This window comes from Kitasatospora sp. NPDC048662 (assembly GCF_055587065.1).
In genome coordinates this window covers 255615-272801 of record NZ_JBVJHA010000003.1, presented here as the reverse complement: position 1 = coordinate 272801, position 17187 = coordinate 255615, and the positions used below count along the sequence as shown (strand labels likewise).

The 17187-nt window shown below is 72.3% G+C and carries 13 protein-coding genes; 4 read left to right on the top strand and 9 right to left on the bottom strand.

The window, feature by feature from the left end; translation table 11 throughout:
* Positions 1-82: 82 nt before the first annotated feature.
* From ACZ6R9_RS11800 to ACZ6R9_RS11770, 7 genes are all read right to left on the bottom strand, one after another.
* Positions 83-2401 (bottom strand): ABC transporter permease, encoded by a 2319-nt coding sequence (locus ACZ6R9_RS11800; protein ID WP_465538058.1) that lies wholly within the window; start codon positions 2399-2401, stop codon positions 83-85.
* Positions 2398-3084, bottom strand: a complete 687-nt coding sequence (locus ACZ6R9_RS11795; RefSeq protein WP_380483866.1) for an ABC transporter ATP-binding protein — start codon at positions 3082-3084, stop codon at positions 2398-2400. Before ACZ6R9_RS11795 ends, ACZ6R9_RS11800 begins: the two co-directional genes overlap by 4 nt.
* Complete coding sequence (locus ACZ6R9_RS11790) at positions 3081-3608, bottom strand: PadR family transcriptional regulator (RefSeq protein ID WP_465538056.1); 528 nt, start codon at positions 3606-3608, stop codon at positions 3081-3083. The genes ACZ6R9_RS11795 and ACZ6R9_RS11790 overlap by 4 nt, the downstream gene beginning before the upstream one ends.
* Positions 3609-3791: 183 nt before the next feature.
* Complete coding sequence (locus ACZ6R9_RS11785) at positions 3792-4595, bottom strand: exodeoxyribonuclease III (RefSeq protein WP_380483862.1); 804 nt, start codon at positions 4593-4595, stop codon at positions 3792-3794.
* 206 nt (positions 4596-4801) lie between these two features.
* Positions 4802-5353, bottom strand: a complete 552-nt coding sequence (locus ACZ6R9_RS11780; RefSeq protein ID WP_465538054.1) for a hypothetical protein — start codon at positions 5351-5353, stop codon at positions 4802-4804.
* Between the two features lie 95 nt (positions 5354-5448).
* The gene (ggt, locus tag ACZ6R9_RS11775; RefSeq protein WP_465538052.1) at positions 5449-7233 is read right to left on the bottom strand and encodes a gamma-glutamyltransferase; all 1785 of its coding nucleotides are present in this window, start codon (positions 7231-7233) and stop codon (positions 5449-5451) included.
* A 473-nt stretch (positions 7234-7706) separates the two neighbouring features.
* The gene (locus ACZ6R9_RS11770; RefSeq protein WP_380484132.1) at positions 7707-8771 is read right to left on the bottom strand and encodes an ROK family glucokinase; all 1065 of its coding nucleotides are present in this window, start codon (positions 8769-8771) and stop codon (positions 7707-7709) included.
* Positions 8772-9094: 323 nt separating this feature from the next.
* Between ACZ6R9_RS11770 and ACZ6R9_RS11765 the strand changes: the two genes are divergently transcribed.
* A complete protein-coding gene (locus ACZ6R9_RS11765; protein WP_380483856.1) occupies positions 9095-10177 on the top strand; it encodes an alpha/beta hydrolase in 1083 nt (360 codons plus the stop codon).
* A gap of 59 nt (positions 10178-10236) precedes the next feature.
* On the opposite strand, the gene ACZ6R9_RS11760 is transcribed toward ACZ6R9_RS11765, so the two are convergent.
* Complete coding sequence (locus ACZ6R9_RS11760) at positions 10237-11190, bottom strand: glycoside hydrolase family 16 protein (protein WP_465538049.1); 954 nt, start codon at positions 11188-11190, stop codon at positions 10237-10239.
* A 344-nt stretch (positions 11191-11534) separates the two neighbouring features.
* Between ACZ6R9_RS11760 and ACZ6R9_RS11755 the strand changes: the two genes are divergently transcribed.
* From ACZ6R9_RS11755 to ACZ6R9_RS11745, 3 genes are all read left to right on the top strand, one after another.
* Positions 11535-11963 carry a hypothetical protein gene (locus ACZ6R9_RS11755; protein ID WP_465538047.1) on the top strand — a complete coding sequence of 143 codons (429 nt, stop codon included), beginning with the start codon at positions 11535-11537 and terminating at the stop codon, positions 11961-11963.
* A gap of 95 nt (positions 11964-12058) precedes the next feature.
* The gene (locus ACZ6R9_RS11750; protein WP_380484130.1) at positions 12059-14146 is read left to right on the top strand and encodes a bifunctional polysaccharide deacetylase/glycosyltransferase family 2 protein; all 2088 of its coding nucleotides are present in this window, start codon (positions 12059-12061) and stop codon (positions 14144-14146) included.
* 46 nt (positions 14147-14192) lie between these two features.
* Entirely contained in the window at positions 14193-15419 is a 1227-nt protein-coding gene (locus ACZ6R9_RS11745; protein WP_380483850.1) for an acyltransferase family protein, read from the top strand.
* A 7-nt stretch (positions 15420-15426) separates the two neighbouring features.
* On the opposite strand, the gene ACZ6R9_RS11740 is transcribed toward ACZ6R9_RS11745, so the two are convergent.
* Positions 15427-16977: a PucR family transcriptional regulator gene (locus ACZ6R9_RS11740; RefSeq protein ID WP_465538045.1), complete on the bottom strand. Its 1551-nt coding sequence runs from the start codon at positions 16975-16977 to the stop codon at positions 15427-15429.
* Positions 16978-17187 lie beyond the last annotated feature (210 nt).

Sequence of the window (17187 nt, the reverse complement as noted above, 5' to 3'; positions counted from 1 at the left end):
AGCACCGCCGGGCCCGGCGACACCTCAGGGGCCGTTCGGGCGGAGATTGCTCCGGACCCGAACGGCCCCTTGGGTTCGGCCGCTACTCGTTGCGGGCGGTCTCCGGTCCGGTGATCCGGCGCAGCAGCGGCATGGTCGCCCCGATGATCGCCAGCGCGGCGGTCAGGCCGGCGATCACCGCCAGGTAGTAGCCGGCGCCGAGCGCGTGCAGCGAGTACTTCAGCTGCGAGCGCAGGAACAGGTCGGCGGCGAGCAGCCCGACGCCGATCGCCACCGCGGCCATCACCAGCAGCGGCACCACCGACTCCATCGCCACCACCCGGCGCAGCGTGCCCAGCGACACGCCGGTCAGGCGCAGCAGGCTGAAGGGCCGTTTGCGTTCGCTCAGGCCGCCGGCCACGCTGACGGCCAGGCTGCATCCGGCGATCGGGAAGGTCGCCAGGATCACCACATTGGCCAGTTGCTGGTAGCCGCGCAGTTCGGCCCCGGCCAGGTTCCACGCCTCGCCCAGCGTCATCGCCTGCCGGTCCGCCGGGTAGGCGGCGTCCACCATGGTGCGGGTCTGCTCGACGGCGGCGGTCGAGCCGTCGGTCTCCACGACCACGTTCAGCACGCCCGTGGTGGCGAGCTGTTCGGCTGTGAACGGGGCGGCGGGCCACTCGCTGGTGTGCTGGTCTTGCCCGCCCCACCAGAGGCTCGGGACGTAGGCGCTCTGCGCGCCGGGCGCGCAGTGGCCGTAGATCCTGAGCGGTTCCAGCTCGGCGCAGGCCACGACCTGCCGGGTGGTGGCCAGGCCGTCGGCGGCCTGCACCTCCACGGACCTGTCGGCCGGGTGCGCCAGCAGCACGTTCCGCACGCCCGGAACGGCGTGCAGCCGCTCGATCAGTTCGGGCGGGGCGGGCCTGCCCGTGGAGACCGGCTTGTAGTCGTCGCGGTAGCCCTGGCTCAGCTCGTTCACCAGCACGTTGGTGAACTGCGGGCCGCCGTGCGGGTGGTCGCGTTCGTCGGTCATCGTGGTGATCACGCCGAGCGTCGCGGTCATCACCAGCAGCGCCAGCACCAGTCCGCTGACGGCCCGGAACCCGGCGGTGGGGTTGTCGGCCAGCCGGCGCACCGCGATCAGGGTGGCCGGCCGCTGGGTGCGGCGGGCGATCAGGCCGGCGCCCGTCATGGTCAGCCAGGGGCCGGACAGCACCAGGCCGATCGCGATCAGCAGGAACGAGGAGAGGTAGCCCTTGATCTGCCCGGGCACCGTCTCGGGATGCCAGATCAGGAATCCGACCAGTTCCACCAGCCCGGCCACCAGGGGGATCACCCGCCAGGCCCGGGGCGGCTTCGGCGTCACCCGGCGGGTCACCCCGAGCGGGGAGATCTGCACCCGGCGCAGCGCGATCCGCGCGGCGACGGCGGCGGCCAGCGGGACGCCCAGGGCGACGGCGGCGATCTGGAGCGGCGTCAGGGAGATGTCGGAGGTGAAGAACCTGGAGCCGGTCAGCGCCATGCCCGCGACCGGGCCGCGTACCGCCAGGAACGGCAGGAAGCCGAGTGCCACTCCGGCCGCGGCGGCGACCGCCGCCTCCACCGCGGACACCACCGACACCTGACGGGGTGTCGCGCCGACCAGTCGCATCGCGGCGAAGCGCTGCTCGCGGCGGGCGGCGTTCAGGCGGGTGGCGGTGCCGATCAGGATCAGTACGGGGAAGACCAGCCCGCCGCTCACCACGGTGAGGATCAGGTCCACGCCGTCGGACTTGATGCCCACCACGCAGTCCGCGCACTTGTCGGGCCTGGTGGTGGCGACCTTGTCCACCAGCGTGGCCCCGCTCAGCTCCGCCATCTCCTGAGGGCTCCGGCCGACCACGGCCAGCAGGCTGTCGGGCGTGGGCAGCGCCGCGTCCCCGAGGATGCCGATCCGGTGCCCGGGGAAGCGGTCCCCCAGTTGCGCGGGCGGCATCTCGTCGACCATCCGGGCCAACTCGGGCGACAGGTAGTACTCGCCGGGCCCGGGCATCCGCGGCACCCCGGGCGAGAGTGCCGCCCGCGGCCCGGTGAGTGCGACGTCGACCCGTCCGATCTCCTTGCCCTGCACGGTGTCCCGCCGGGTCGCCCACCACATCGGATCGACCCCGGAACTCGCTGCCCCCGCCGCACTGCCGGGGGCATTCGCCGTCCCGCCCCCGCCGGAGCTCCCCGCAACCTCCCGATTCGCGGGGACCTGCTGCTTGGCGAACGGCGTGTTGAGCCAGGCGTTGCGCGCGTTCTGCGCGTGCACGCCGTTGATCGCGGCGAGCGTGGTGAGCAGCAGGCCCACGCCGATGGCGACGGCGCCCGCGGTGATGGCGAGGCGGACGAGCGCTTCGCGGCCGCCGCTGACGGCCAGTCGCAGTCCGAACCGGATCATGAGGTCAGCCGTCCGCTCATCGAGGTGGCGCGGCCGTCGCGGACGATCGCCTCGCGGTCGGCGTAGGCGGCGATCCGGGCTTCGTGGGTGACCAGGACGACGGTGGTGCCCTGTTCGCGGGCGCAGCCGACCAGCAGGTCCATCACCTGCTCGCCGGTCAGGGAGTCCAGCGCGCCGGTGGGTTCGTCGGCGAACAGGACGCGCGGTTCGGCGACCAGTCCGCGGGCGAGGGCGACGCGCTGGGCCTGACCGCCCGACAGTTCGCCGGAGCGGCGGGCCTCCAGGCCGTCCAGGCCGAGTTTCGGGAACCAGCCGCGGGCCCGCTGCAGCGCGGCGGTGCGGCGCTGCCCGCCGAGCAGCAACGGCAGAGCGACGTTCTCCTCGGCCGTCAACTCCGGTACCAGCTGGCCGAATTGGAAGACGAAGCCGAAGCTGTCGCGGCGCAGGGTACTGCGTTCCTGCTCGTCCAGGTTGTCGATCCGGCGGCCGTCGAAGTGGATCTCGCCGCTGTCGGGGGTGAGGATGCCGGCCAGGCAGTGCAGCAGGGTGGATTTCCCGGAGCCGCTGGGGCCCATGATGGCGAGGATCTCGCCTGCTTCGACGGCGAGTTCGGCGCCGCGCAGCGCGGGGGTCTCGCCGAAGGCGAGGGTGACGTCGCGGGCGTGGATCAGGGGGTCGGTCATCGCTTGGCCACCTCTGCGGCAAGGGCGTCGAGTCGGGCGGCGGTCAGGTCGATCCAGCGCAGGTCGGACTCCAGGTGGAACAGGCCGTGGTCGGCGAGGAGTGCGTCGACCAGACTGCCGGAGCGCTTGATCTCGGTGAGTTCGCGCATCCGCTTCAGGTGGGCGGAGCGCTGGGTGTCGAGGTAGAGCTCGGCGTCGCGGCCGAGCATCAGGGCGAGCACGACCTTGCTGAACAGCACGGTCTGCAGGTGGGGTTCGGCGGCGACGGGCTCGCGCAGCCAGTCCTCGAACTCGGTCGCGCCGGTCTCGGTGATGACGTAACGCTTGCGGTCGGGCCCGTCGCCGGCCTCGGGTTCGCCGACGACGACTTTCCCGTCCCGGGCGAGCCGCCCGAGGGTCGCGTACACCTGGCCGAAGGGGAGCGGCTTGCCGCGCCCGAAGAAGGCGTCGTAGTCGCGTTTGAGGTCGTAGCCGTGGCTGGGCTCGCGTTCGAGCAGCCCGAGCAGGGTGAATGGAACGCTCATGATCGAAAGAGTACGCCGGGGGTGTACTCCACGTCTATACACTCAGAGAATACTTGGGCAGGGATTTCCGCCCACCAGCCTTGACCTGGGGTTTCGCAAACAAGCGGACGAAGCCGTGGAGTTCACGAAGAAGCGGCCGGACTGCCCCGGTTCGGGCAGCCCGGCCGTCTGGGCCGACCTCGCTCAGAGGTCCAGATCGACCACCACCGGCGCGTGGTCCGACGTCCCCTTGCCCTTGCGGGCCTCGCGGTCCACGTAGCTGTCCGAGACCGCGTCCGCGAACGCCTTGTTGGCGTAGGTGAGGTCGATCCGCATGCCCCGGTTCTTCGGGAAGGCCAGCTGGCGGTAGTCCCAGTAGGTGTACGGGTGCTCGTACTTGAGCGGGCGCGGGACCACGTCCTGGAGGCCGATCTCCTGGAGGGCCGTCAGCGCGGCGCGCTCGGGGGCGGTGACATGGGTGAGGCCCTCGAAGGCGGCGATGTCGAAGACGTCCGCGTCGGTGGGCGCGATGTTGTAGTCGCCGAGAACGGCGAACGGGCGCTCCCCCGCCGCGTCCTCGCGGACGGCGTCGCGCAGCGCGGCCAGCCACTCCAGCTTGTAGCGGTAGTGCGCGTGATCGACCTCGCGGCCGTTGGGCACGTACACCGACCAGACCCGGACCGGGCCGCAGGTAGCGGCGACCGCGCGCGGCTCGACGACCGGGAGCATCGCGTCCTCGGCCAGGTAGCCGGGCTGGCCGGGCAGGCCACGGACCACCTCGTCCAGGCCGATCCGGGACAGCACGGCGACGCCGTTCCACCGGCCGGTGCCGTGCGCGGCGCTCTCGTACCCGAGCTCGCCGATCGCCTCGGCGGGGAACGCCTCGGTGCCGCACTTGAGTTCCTGCAGGCACAGCACGTCCGGCTTGGCGGACTCCAGCCACTCCAGCAGCTTGGGCAGCCGGGCGGTGACGGAGTTGATGTTCCAGGTGGCGATGCGGACGGTCACGGCGGCCTTCCCTCGGCGGTACGGACGGACAGGGCACGGCAGCGGGCCGGGCACCCCCTCCGAACATACCGCCCGGCACCGACAGCACCCGGCCGATCCGCCGGAGCGGACCTACCAGGGAATTCCGGGGGTGGGCAGGAGCCCGAGCTCCGTGTGGAAGAGAACCATGGCCGTCCTCTTGTCGGGGGTCGCGGGTGTGAGGTAGTTCAGGACGACGACGACATCGCCACGGGGGCGACCAGAGCGACGCGCGCCCTGCCGCGGCTGTCGGGGGTGTTGACGACAACACCGGTGGACAGATCGCTGGGGTCGGTGAAGGCAGTGTCGGGGTTGATGCTCCGCAGGTCCTGGGCGAGGGTGCCCGCCAGGCCCTCGGCGCCCGCGTCGGCGGAGAAGCGCATCAGCAGGGTGTCGGCCCGGCGCCCGTCGGGGGCGGTCCAGGAGCGGCGGGCCGCCACGACGAAGCCGCGCTGGGCGAGCCGGCGCTGCATGTCGGCCTTCGCGTCCGTCCCCGACGCGCCGATCAGGACATCCACCGTGCCGTCCAGATCGAGAACCCCGCCCGCTTGCGTCGAACCCTCCGGCCCGGCCGGGCGGTAGTGCGTCAACTTCTCACCGGCCTCGGCAACGGAGATGGTCGCGGGCGTGGAGCCGGCCGGCGCCGGGGATGCCGCAGGCGTGGAGCTGGTGCAGGCCGTCAGGGCCGCGAGGAGCAGCGGGGCGGCCAGGACGTGGCCGAGGCGTCCCGGTGCGATCACCGAAGGATTCTGGCAGACACGGGAGTTCGGGTCCATCGGGTTGCCCGGACCGGCCGGCCGGTTCGGTTTGCCCTGACCGGCCGGCCGCACAGAACCTAACGCGAGGGGCGCACCACGGCGGCCGAGCCCCCGCCGCGGCGGACGGGTTCGGCGGCGGCCAGCCAGCGGCCGTCGGGGAGGCGCTCGATGCCGGTGGCGGCGCCGATCTCCGGGGTTGCGCTGAACACGTGGCCCATGGCCTGGAGTTCCGCCGCCTCGGGCGAGGCGAGGAAGGCCGGTTCGGCCTGGGTGGCGGCGGTGTTGCGCTGGCTGGCCCGGGGCGCTGCGATGGCCTGTTCCAGCGTCAGGCCCCGGTCGATCCGCCCGGTCAGGACCTGCAGCACGGTGGTGATGATGGTGGCGCCGCCGGGCGAGCCGACCGCCAGGTACGGCTTGCCGTCCTTCAGCACGACGGTCGGGGAGATCGAGGAGCGCGGACGCTTGGCGGGGCCCGGCAGGTTGGGGTCGGGGACGCCGGGGGTGAGCGGGGCGAAGTTGAAGTCGGTCAGTTCGTTGTTGAGCAGGAAGCCCCGGCCGGGCACGGTGATGCCGCTGCCGCCGGTCTGCTCGATGGTGAGTGTGTAGGCGACCACGTTGCCCCACCGGTCGGCGACCGTCAGGTGCGTGGTGCTCTGGCCCTCGTACGGCTCGACGACCGGCTGCCCGCTGCTCGCGCAGGCCGCCGGGTGATACGGGTCACCGGGGGCGAGCGGGCTGGTCAGCGCGTGCTGGGGGTCGATCAGGCAGGCCCGGGAGGCGGCGTACGCCGGGTCGAGGAGCTGACGGGTCGGCACCTGCGTGAAGCCCGGGTCGCCGACCCAGCGGTTGCGGTCGGCGAAGGCGATCCGGCTGGCCTCCAGGAACCGGTGGTCGTACTGGACGGGGTCGGCGGGGCTGCTCGTGCCGAGAATGTTCAGCGCCTCGCCGACCGTCGTCCCGCCGGAGGAGGACGGGGCGATGCCGTACACGTCCAGGCCCCGGTAGTTCACATGCGTCGGGTCCTGCTGCCGCACCTGGTAGGCCGCCAGGTCGGCGGCATCCACCTTCCCGGGCCGGGCGTTGCGGCCGGAGGCGGCATCGACGGGCGGGTGCTGAAGGGTCCGGACGATGTCGGCGCCGATCGGGCCGCGGTACAGCGCGGCAGTGCCCTTGCGTCCCAACTCGCGGTAGGTGGCGGCGAGATCGCGGTTGCGCAGGGTGGAACCGACGGCGGGCGGCTTCCCGTCCGGCAGGAACAGCGCGCGGCTGGCCGGGAAGTCCTGGAACCGGGCCTGGTTGAGGGCGGTCTGGTCCTGGAAGGTCTGATCGACGGTGAACCCGCGATCGGCGATCCGCTCGGCCGGTTTCAGCACCTCGGCAAGATCCCGGCTGCCCCACCGGCGCAGCGCCTGCTCCCAGGTGGCGGCAGTACCGGGGACGCCCACCGACAGGCCGCTGGTGACGGCGTCGGCGAAGGCCAGCGGCTTCCCGTTCTCCAGGAACAGCGAACTGTCGGCCGTCCGGGACGCGGTCTCCCGCCCGTCCAGCGTGGAGACCTTCCCGGTCCCGGCGTCGTAGTACACGAAGTACCCGCCACCACCGATCCCCGCCGAGTACGGCTCGGTCACCCCGAGCGCGGCCGCGGTGGCAACCGCGGCATCCACCGCGTTCCCGCCCCGCCGCAACACCTCCAGCCCGGCAGCGGTGGCATCGGCATCCACACTGCTCACCGCCCCACCCCACCCCACCGCCTCCGGCTGCTTCCCCGCGGCGGCGAACGGATCGGCCTGGGCGGGCGCGGCGGTACAGAGCAGTCCGGTGACAACCGCGAGCGCGGGAACGAGACGAACGAGGGTTCTCATACGATCTCCCTGGGACGGCGACGGTCTCCCGTTCTCCCACACCCACCACACACCCGACAACGCCACGTTCGGCCAACTGCCGCACACCACAAGCCTGCTGCCGCCCCGACCACCATCTCCCGGCCCGCCGAAAGCGAACCCCGGCGGCGGCCCGCAGCACGTCAGCAGCAGGGCCAACCGCTCGGGGCGCACCAGCGGCTCACGCACACCGACCGGCGACACGTCCCGGCCGCTGGCGGCAGCAGGCCCGCGCCAGCGGCTCACGACACCACGCCAGCAGCACCCCACCACCCATCAGCGCCACGGCAGACCCCGCGCAAGCGAAGCGCAACGCCACGCCACACCAACGGCCCCGTGCCAACTGCCCCGCACCTGCACCTCTCCGCGCCCCGCCAACGGCCCCGCGCCAGCGGCTCACGACGCCACGGAGCAGCCCCCCACCAGCGCCCCTCAGCGCCACGGCAGACCCCGGGTCAGCGGGTGGCTGCGCGTTCCACGCGGCGGCGTTTGACGGTGCGGAAGCGGCGGGCGACCTGGCGGGCCAGGTCCGCGGCGCCGACCAGGCCGGCCTCGTTGCCGAGGGCGGCGTGGACGATTTCGGCCTCGGGGCGGAAGCCGCGGCCGGTGAGGGTGCGGCGGAAGGCGTCCTGGGCGGGGCCGAGGAGGAGCTCGCCGGCTTCGCTGACGCCGCCGCCGATGACGAAGCGGCCGGGGTCGAGCGCGGCGGCGAGGTTGGCGATGCCGACGCCGAGCCAGCGGCCGACCTCGTAGAGCAGTTCGGTGGCGACCGGGTCGCCGTCGCGGGCGGCTTCGGTGACCAGCGGGCCGGTGATGCCGAGCGGGGTGCCGCCGGCCCTGGCGAGCAGGGGCTGGACCACCGGGGACTCCTCGGCGGCGAGTTCGCGGGCCTCGCGGACCAGCGCGTTGCCGGAGGAGTACTGCTCCCAGCAGCCGCGGTTGCCGCACGGGCAGCGGTGGCCGCCGGGCACCACCTGCATGTGGCCGAACTCTCCGGCCAGGCCGTGCTTGCCGCGGTCCACGTATCCGTCGCGGACGACGGCGCCGCCGATCCCGGTGCCGAGTGTGATCATCACCATGTGGTCCTCGCCGCGGCCGGCGCCGAAGCGCCATTCGGCCCAGGCGGCGGCGTTGGCGTCGTTCTCGACCACCACGGGGAAGCGCAGCCGGGAGCTGAGCGCCTGCTGGAGGGGTTCGTTCCGCCAGTTCAGGTGGGGGGCGAACAGCACGGTGGAGCGTTCGGAGTCGACCCAGCCGGCCGCGCCGACGCCGACCGCGTGCACGTCGTGCTTGTCGGCGAGCTGCAGGACCAGCTCGACGATGACGTCCTCGACCACCTTGGGGCTCTTGCTCTTGTGGGGTGTCTCGGTGCGCAGCCGCTCCAGGACCCGGCCCTCGCCGTCGACCACTCCGGCGACCACCTTGGTGCCGCCGATGTCCACGCCGATGGTGGGCAGCCGCAGCACTCCGGCGGGCAGGGTGCGGCGGCGGCGTTCGGCGCGCGGGCCGAGGCCCAGCAGGCTGGGCAGGGCGGGGCGGGCGGGGCCGTTGGCACTGGTCACGGAATGAATGCTCCTGGTTTCGGTAAAAGCTCCGGGCTGGTGCCGGAGGGGTCCGGACGAACTGGCAGACTAGGCCGCGAACGCACAGCGGATTCTCACGAAAACGTGATGTTCCTCTCAGGTTTCTGCGGGTGTCGCCAGCAACTGATCGTGTGTTTGACGCAGTCTGACAAGTGTGATGTGCGAACCGGGGGACCGTGCCCCGGACGGCCGGACGACCTGATTCGAGAGACCTGATGCAGCTGACAGGCACCCCTTTTCTTATTCTGACGATCATCCTGGTGCCGATCTCCATCGCGGCGGCCCTGCTGCTGTGGGGCCGGGTGCGCGGACCGAAGCCGGTCCAGATGCTGTCCCGGATCGTGATGCTGCTGTTCTGTCAGATCACCGCCGTCACCACCGTCTTCGTCATGGTCAACAACGCCAACCTGATCTACGGCAGTTGGGACGACCTGCTGGGCACCGGCAACCACGTGCGCTCGGTGCCGAACGTGGCTGCCAACGAGGGCGGCGGCGGCAGCGGGAGCAGCGACAACAAGCAACACAACAAGGTGGTCCAGCAGTTCAAGCCGGTCGGTGACCCGAAGGTGCCGAACGACGTGCAGACCACCGACCTGAAGGGCGCGGTCTCCGGCGTGGACGGCGAGGTGCTGGTCTGGCTGCCGCCGCAGTACAACGACCCGGCGTACAAGGACAAGACCTTCCCGGTGGTCGAGCTGCTGCCGGGCTGGCCGGGCTCCTCGAAGACCTGGTTCGGCACCCTGCGGGTCTCCGAGCAGCTGAAGCCGATGATGCAGAGCGGGCAGGTCGCCCCGTTCATCCTGGTCTCGCCGCGCACCAACCTGCTGGGCGACAGCACCGACACCGGCTGCGCGGACGTCCCGGGCAAGGTCAACGCCGACACCTGGCTGTCGAAGGACGTGCGGCAGATGGTGCTGGACAACTTCCGCGTCGATGCCTCGGCCGACCGCTGGGCGGTGGCCGGCTACTCGGCGGGCGGGCACTGCGCGGCCAAGCTGGCGCTGGAGCACCCGGACGCCTACCGCGCGGGAATCAGCCTGTCCGGCTACAACGACCCGGGGGCGGAGGAGAAGTCGCTGACCGCGAAGGACCCGCACCTGAAGGAGATCTCCAACCCGCTGAACATCCTGAAGTCCGCGAAGACTCCGCCGAAGACCGCGCTGTACGTCACCGGCAACAAGGGTGACGGCCTGGAGGGCGGCGAGGCGCTGAAGGCGGCTGCCAAGGCCCCGACCACGGTGACCATCCAGGAGACCACCGGCGCGCACAGCAGCGACGTCTGGAAGCCGCTGGTCCCGGGCATCTTCACCTGGCTGACCACGATCATCCCCGCCCAGCACTGACCCATCGCACGGACAAGGGCCCGGCCGCCGCAGCGGCCGGGCCCTTCGCCTGGGCAAGGTCAGGACTTCGGCAGGGTGTTGACGTACTCGGTGCCGGCGCCGTAGAAGCCGTCCACCGTCTGCTGGACGTCCGCCGGGGAGAGCGCCTGGTCGGCCTTGTAGTAGAACCAGTTGACCTTCATGTCCCAGCTGCGCTGCCCGCTGATCGAGGGCAGCAGGTCGATGAACCAGTTGCTGAAGTGGATGTCCATCCGCTCGCGCGCGACGTACTTGTCGGAGCTGGTGAACATCTCCTTGCCGTCCAGCGAGTAGGTGACCTTCCCGTCCATGGCGGTGATCATCAGGGTGTGCCAGCCCTCGAGGCGCTGCTTGGCGGCGCGGGTGACGCGATCCGGCGGGTCGGCCTTGAACCAGCTGGTGGTGTCGAGCTTCGGGCCCGGCGCGCCCCAGCCGCCGTTCGGCAGGTACTCGAAGTCGAGTTCGCTGTAGTTCGCCGAGGAGTCCTCGGGCGAGATCGGGAAGAAGGTCTGCACGACATGGTCGCCGGTGCGGCCGGTCGAGGGCTTCTCGCCGAAGTGGATCCGGGCGGCGAAGGTGCCGTGGAACAGGTTGGCGGCGGTGCTCTGCACCTCGACCTGCTGGGTGCCCTGCTTGGTGCCGTCGGTGGTGGAGCGCAGTTGCAGCACCCGGCCGCCCTGCGCGGTCGGGTCCTCGGGGAAGGCGGCGCCCGCGGTGGTCCAGGTGTCCTTGATGCCGGGGCCGCCCCCGCCCTCCCGGACCTGCCAGCCGTGCGCGGCGAACGCGGGGTCGCCGGGGCCGGTGTAGTGGAAGGTGTCGAACATCGTTCCCGGCGGCCCGGACGGCGTCGGCGAGGCGCTGGAGGACCCGTGCTTCGCGGCGGTGTCCCCACCGGCGGCTGGGTCGCCGTTGCACGCGGCCAGCGTGCACAGCAGGGTCGGCAGCGCGATCACGCTCCACGCGCGACGGCAGGAAAGGCGGCGGGACTGGCGCACACAAGCTCCTTGGGGCGCAGCGGCGGTAGTTGGGACACGCCCCTCTGCGCGGGGATCGACGACCGGTCGGAGGCGGTCATCCTAACGGGGCTCACAGGTGGCGGCGGCGCCGGGACGGTTCACATCCACCGAGGTCGAACGGTCTGTGCACGGGTTAAACATGTACGCGCCGGTAGGGATCTCGATCCGATCACAACCCTGACCGAGAACGCGTCGAAACTGGGCATCAGGCCCAATTCGGCCCAGGACGGCCCAGGTCGGTGCACTAGCGTTCGATCCACGCTCCCGCGGTCTTCCTGTCCTGCCCTCCCTGCCCTGAAAGGCCTCGCCCGGTGCGCCCTGTCATGACGTCGTCCGGTTCCGGACCGGCGCACCCGGCACCGCCCGGCGGGCCCGGCCCGGATCTTCCGGAGGTCGAAGAGCCGCTGCCCGAACCGGTGTTCGTCGACGAGTCCGGACTGCGCGGGCGACTGCTGCGCGGTCTCGGCTGGCCGGTCTCGGTGGTGGGCGCGGTGCTGGCGGTCGCGATGGGCGGCAGCCTGATCGGCGTGCAGGCGGACGCCCCGCCGATGGTGATCCCCCAGCAGCCGGCCCCGGCGGCCGCGCCCTCGGTGTCGCCGTCGGCCTCGCCCTCGGCCTCGCCGTCCGCGTCCTCCTCCTCGTCCGGGGCGCCTTCCCGCTCCACCTCGCCCAAGCCGGGCAGCTCGGCCGCCGGTTCGAAGCCCACCACCGGGGCGACGCCCTCGGGCGGCAAGTCGAGCAAACACCCCTGATCCTTCGCACCACGCATCTCCAGGAGCGCCCTTTGTCCCGCCACCAGCGCCGCCGGCATTCCCTGCTGAGGCCGCGCCGACTGGCCGCGCCGCCGCTGCGCTTCGTCATGCCGCTGTCCCTGCTGGCGTGTCTGCTGGCGCTGTTGGTGCTGCGCGGGCTGGCCACCAACGAGGTGTTCCACGACACCCGGATCGCGACCTCGGTGGACAAGGACACCGTGCCGGAGAACCTGCTCAACGGCGGCCCGGTGATCGACGCGCGCGGCGACAAGAAGGCGAACCCGGTCAGCTACCGCATCCCCGACAAGACGGTGGTGCTGAGCTTCGACGACGGCCCCTCGCCGGAGTGGACGCCGAAGATCCTGGACGTGCTGAAGGCCCACGACGTCCGCGCGGACTTCTTCGTGACCGGCGCGATGACCACCCGCAACCCGGATCTGATCCGGAAGATCGTCGCGGGCGGCCACGAGATCGGCCTGCACACCTTCACCCACCCCGACCTGGTGTACCAGTCGCACTCCCGGGTCGGCTGGGAGCTGGCGCAGACCCAGCTGGCACTGGCCGGCGTCGCGGGCGTGCACAGTTCGCTGTTCCGGCCGCCGTACTCCTCGGAGGCCGCGGCGATGGACGACTGGAACTACCCGGTCATCCAGTACGTGGGCGCGCACGGCTACCTGACCGCGTTCATCGACCGCGACACCGACGACTGGAAGCGCCCCGGCGTCGAGGAGATCGTGAAGGCCGCGATGCCGGCCAAGCCGGGCGCGGGCGAGCTGATCCTGCTGCACGACGCGGGTGGTGACCGCGCCGAGACGGTCGCCGCGCTGGAGCAGATCATCGTCAAGCTCCAGGCCGAGGGCTACCGCTTCACCACCATCTCCGACGCGCTCGGCGCCTCCAGCGCGATGGTGCCGGTGCACGGCTTCCAGCTGTGGGCGGGCAAGGGGTTCATCTGGGCCACTCAGGTCGCCGTGTACACCCTGCCGGTGCTGGTCGGGCTGCTGGCGCTGGTCGGTTTCCTCAACTTCGGCCGGTTCGCGCTGATGATCGTCCTCGCCCCGGTGCACGCCCGCCGCTCCAAGCGGAAGGACGCCTGGGGGCCGCCCGTCACCGAGCCGGTCACCGTGCTCGTCCCCGCGTACAACGAGCTCGAGTGCATCGCGAACACCCTGAACTCGCTGGCCGCCAGCGACTATCCGATCGAAGTGATCGTGATCGACGACGGCTCCACCGACGGCACCGCGGACATCGTCGAGGCGATGGACCTGCCGTTCGTCCGGCTGATCCGCAAGGTCAACGGCGGCAAGCCCAGCGCGCTCAACGCCGGCATCGCGGCCGCCTCGTACGACATCGTGGTGATGATGGACGGCGACACCGTGTTCGAGCCGTCCACGGTGCGGGAGCTGGTCCAGCCGTTCGCCGATCCGCGGATCGGGGCCGTCGCGGGCAACGCCAAGGTCGGCAACCGGGACAGCCTGATCGGCGCCTGGCAGCACATCGAGTACGTCCTCGGCCACAACCTGGACCGCCGGATGTACGACGTGCTGAACGTCATCCCGACCATCCCCGGCGCGGTCGGTGCCTTCCGCAAGGAGGCGCTGCGGCAGGTCGGCGGGATGAGCGACGACACCCTCGCCGAGGACACCGACATCACCATCGCGGTGCTCTGCGAGGGCTGGCGGGTCGTCTACGCCGAGCGCGCCCGCGCCTGGACCGAGGCGCCCGCGAGCCTCCAGCAGCTCTGGTCGCAGCGCTACCGCTGGAGCTACGGCTCCATGCAGGCGATGTGGAAGCACCGCCGCGCCGTGATCTCCCGCGGCCCGGCCGGGCGCTTCGGCCGGATCGGGCTGCCGATGGTGGTGCTGTTCGGCGTGGTCGCGCCGCTGCTGGCACCGCTGGTGGACCTGTTCCTGCTGTACGGCGTGCTGTTCACGGACGCCCCGATCACGCTGGCCAGCTGGGGCGGGTTCATCGCGCTCCAGGGACTGCTGTCCTGGTACGCCTTCCGGCTCGACCGCGAGAAGCCCTGGCACCTGATCAGCCTGCCGCTGCAACAGGTGGTGTACCGGCAGCTGATGTACATCGTCCTGCTGCAGTCCACGATCACCGCGCTCACGGGTGGCCGGCTGCGCTGGCACAAGCTCCGGCGCACCGGCGAGGTCGCTGTCCCCGTGGAGGCCTGACCATGAGCGACACCATCCGGCTGCGGATCCCCGTGGAGGCCTGACCATGAGCGACACCATCCGGCTGCGGATCCCCGAGCAGCTGCGCCGCGAAGCCGCCCCGGACACGCTCGTCTCGTCCGTGCGCAAGGCCGGCCGGGACCGCTACCTCGACCTGCTGCGCGCGATGGCGCTGGTCCGCGTGGTGCTCTACCACCACTTCGAGTGGTTCTGGCTGCCACTGGTGTTCCCGTCGATGGGCGTGATGTTCGCGCTGGCGGGCTCGCTGATGACGCGTTCGCTGAGCCGCCCCGCCCTCGGCGTGATCCGCGGCCGGCTGCGCCGCCTGCTGCCGCCGATGTGGCTGTTCGGCGCCGTCGTGGTCACCCTCCAGGTCCTCGACGGCGGCGGCCCGGGCTCCGACGGCCACCCCACCTGGTGGTGGGCGAAGCTGGCGTTCTGGGTGCTGCCGCTGAGCACTCCCCCGTACGCGACGGAGCTGCACGGCTTCGGCGGGCACCTGGAGACCGGCTGGGCCTCCCAGCTGGTGGTGCCGCTGTGGTACCTGCGGGCCTATCTCTGGTACGTGCTGCTGTCGCCGCTGATGCTCAGGGCCCTGCGCCGCTTCCCGGTGGTGACGCTGTTCGCTCCGCTGGCGCTGGTGATCGTCATGAACGCGTTCTTCACCGGCCAGGACTTCCCCTACGGCCGCGTCTGGGAGACCGTCAACGACTTCGCGGTGTTCGGCTCCTGCTGGATCCTCGGCATGGCCCACCAGGAGGGGCTGCTGCGGCGGATCCCGCAGTACGTGCTGCCGTCGATCGCGCCGCTGATCATGGTGGCGGGCTTCTGGTACCTGCAGACCCGGCCGGTCGATCCGACCCAGCCGACCGACATCGAGGTCTGGCCGATCGCCCAGGCCCTGTGGTCCTTCGGCTTCGTCGCGCTGCTGCTGCACATCAGCCCGTCCTGGGAGCAGTGGCCGCCGCGGCTGGAGCGCTGGAACGGCCTGATCAGCCTGCTCAACTCGCGCGCCGTCACGGTCTACCTGTGGCACGTGCCGGCGCTGGTGCTGGCCTTCCCGCTGATCGACCCGCTGTGGAACATCGACTTCTTCTACCAGCACCTGCGGTGGCTGCTGACCAGCCAGTGGTTCAGCCTGCTGGTGGCGATCCCGCTGCTCGCCGTGCTGGTGACGGCCCTCGGCTGGGTCGAGGACGTGGCGGCCAAGCGCAGGCCGCGGCTGTTCCCGTACCCGCGCCGCCCGCGCGGCCGGCGCCGGAACGCCGCCTGACGTCCCGTCAGGCGAGTTCCAGCGCCAGGTAGAAGTCCACCCGGTCCTCCAGCCGGGACAGGTCGCGGCCGGTGAGTTCCTCGATCCGGCCGATCCGGTAGCGCAGCGTGTTGACGTGCACGTGCAGCTGGGCGGCGCAGCGCGTCCAGGAGCCGTCGGAGCGCAGGAACGCGGCCAGGGTGTGCAGCAGGTCGGCCTGGTGTTCCTGGTCGTAGGCGGTCACCGGGTCGAGCAGCCGGGCCCGGAAGGCGCGCCGGACCTCGTCGGGGACGGCGGCCAGCAGCAGGACGTGCGAGGCGAGTTCCTCGGCGCCGGCGACCCGGATCCGCCCGGCCCGGGCGGCGGCGATCCGGCGGGCGTGCCGGGCCTCCTCCAGGGCGCCGCGCAGGCCGCCGGGCTCGGCGGCGGGGGCGCACACGCCGACGGTGATCCGCCCGTCGGCGCCGAGTCCGGCCTCCAGCGGGGCCAGCAGCGCGCGCACCGCGTCGGCGGGAACGGCGGCGTCGGGGGCGGGCAGGACGGCGACGGCGCCGGTCCGGCCGCGGGCGGCGACCAGGGCCGTACCGGGCAGCGCCTCTTCGAGGACCGGGCGCAGCGCGCCGTCGGGCAGGCCGGTCGCGTCGGCGGACAGCACCAGCCACTGCGGGTGGCCCGCGCCGTCGGTGGTGGAGGCGCGCAGGGCGCGGACGGTCTCGGCGGGGTCGGTGCCGTGCCGGAGCAGGTCGAGGAGTTCCTCGGCGAGCCGGCGGCGCAGTCGGCGGCCTTCGTCGCGGCGGGTGCGTTCGGCGGCGACCAGGCGGGCCAGGTTCTCGGCGAGCTGGCGGCGTTTGGCGGGCCATTCGGTGAGGTCGCCCGCGACGGCGAGGATCCAGTCGGCCAGCGGGGTGCCGCCGGCGCCTTCGGCGGCGGGCAGCAACGAGTAGGCGCCGTCGGCGAGTTGGACCCGGTGCGGGGGCCGGTGGCCGCGCTGCTGGGCGGTGAGGTGGGCGCGGGCGAGGCGGTCGCGGTCGGCGGGGGCGAGGCGGTCGGCCGGTCCGGCGATGACCTGGCCGGTGGGGGTGAGCACCCAGCAGTCCAGGTCGAGGTCGCCGCCGAGCAGGTCGAGGACGGCGTCCAGGCCGCCCGCGCCGGCCGCGGAGACCAGCAGCCGGTGCCGGTCGACCAGGGCGGCGAGGTCGGCGGCCCGCCCGGCGGAGACGTGCCGGCCGACGTACTCGGTGACGGTGCCGAAGGCGATGTCGTCGGGGACGGCGAGCAGCGGCAGCCGGTGCCGGCGGCAGGCCTCGACCAGGTCGCCGGGGACGGGCCCGACCTCCACCTCGCCGGCGCCGAGCGCGGCGGCGCCCCCGGCCACCAGGGTCCGCACGAAGCGCGCGGAGTCGGCGGGGGTGGTGCGCCACAGCATGCCGGTGAGCACCAGCTCACCGCCGTGCAGGAACCGGCCCGGGTCCTGCAGGTCGGTGGTCATCACGCCGGTGACCTGCCGGTCGAGCTCCTCCTCGCCGGCGAGCAGGCGCAGCCGGGGTGCGCCGGGGGCGAGCAGGTCGCGGACGCGCATGGACGGGGCCCTTCGTGACGGTGCGGCGGGTGCTGCGGGTGATTCGTGGGGGTGATTCCGGGGCGAGGACGGCCCAGGGTGACCCGGGTGGGCTGGAGGATCGTCCACATTGGACGAACGTACAGGACAGCGCGGCAGGTCACCGTCGGCCCTCATGCCATCGGTGACTGCCCGTGGCCCCGGTGACGGCGGTTCACTGGCCTGCACGCC

Excerpts from the sequence above, each read along its gene's own strand:
- ACZ6R9_RS11800 (WP_465538058.1), bottom strand. The coding sequence starts at position 2,401 with ATGATCCGGTTCGGACTGCGACTGGCCGTCAGCGGCGGCCGCGAAGCG.
- ACZ6R9_RS11795 (WP_380483866.1), bottom strand. The coding sequence starts at position 3,084 with ATGACCGACCCCCTGATCCACGCCCGCGACGTCACCCTCGCCTTCGGC.
- ACZ6R9_RS11790 (WP_465538056.1), bottom strand. The coding sequence starts at position 3,608 with ATGAGCGTTCCATTCACCCTGCTCGGGCTGCTCGAACGCGAGCCCAGC.
- ggt (WP_465538052.1), bottom strand. The coding sequence starts at position 7,233 with ATGAGAACCCTCGTTCGTCTCGTTCCCGCGCTCGCGGTTGTCACCGGA.
- ACZ6R9_RS11755 (WP_465538047.1), top strand. The coding sequence starts at position 11,535 with ATGACGTCGTCCGGTTCCGGACCGGCGCACCCGGCACCGCCCGGCGGG.
- ACZ6R9_RS11745 (WP_380483850.1), top strand. The coding sequence starts at position 14,193 with ATGAGCGACACCATCCGGCTGCGGATCCCCGAGCAGCTGCGCCGCGAA.
- ACZ6R9_RS11740 (WP_465538045.1), bottom strand. The coding sequence starts at position 16,977 with ATGCGCGTCCGCGACCTGCTCGCCCCCGGCGCACCCCGGCTGCGCCTG.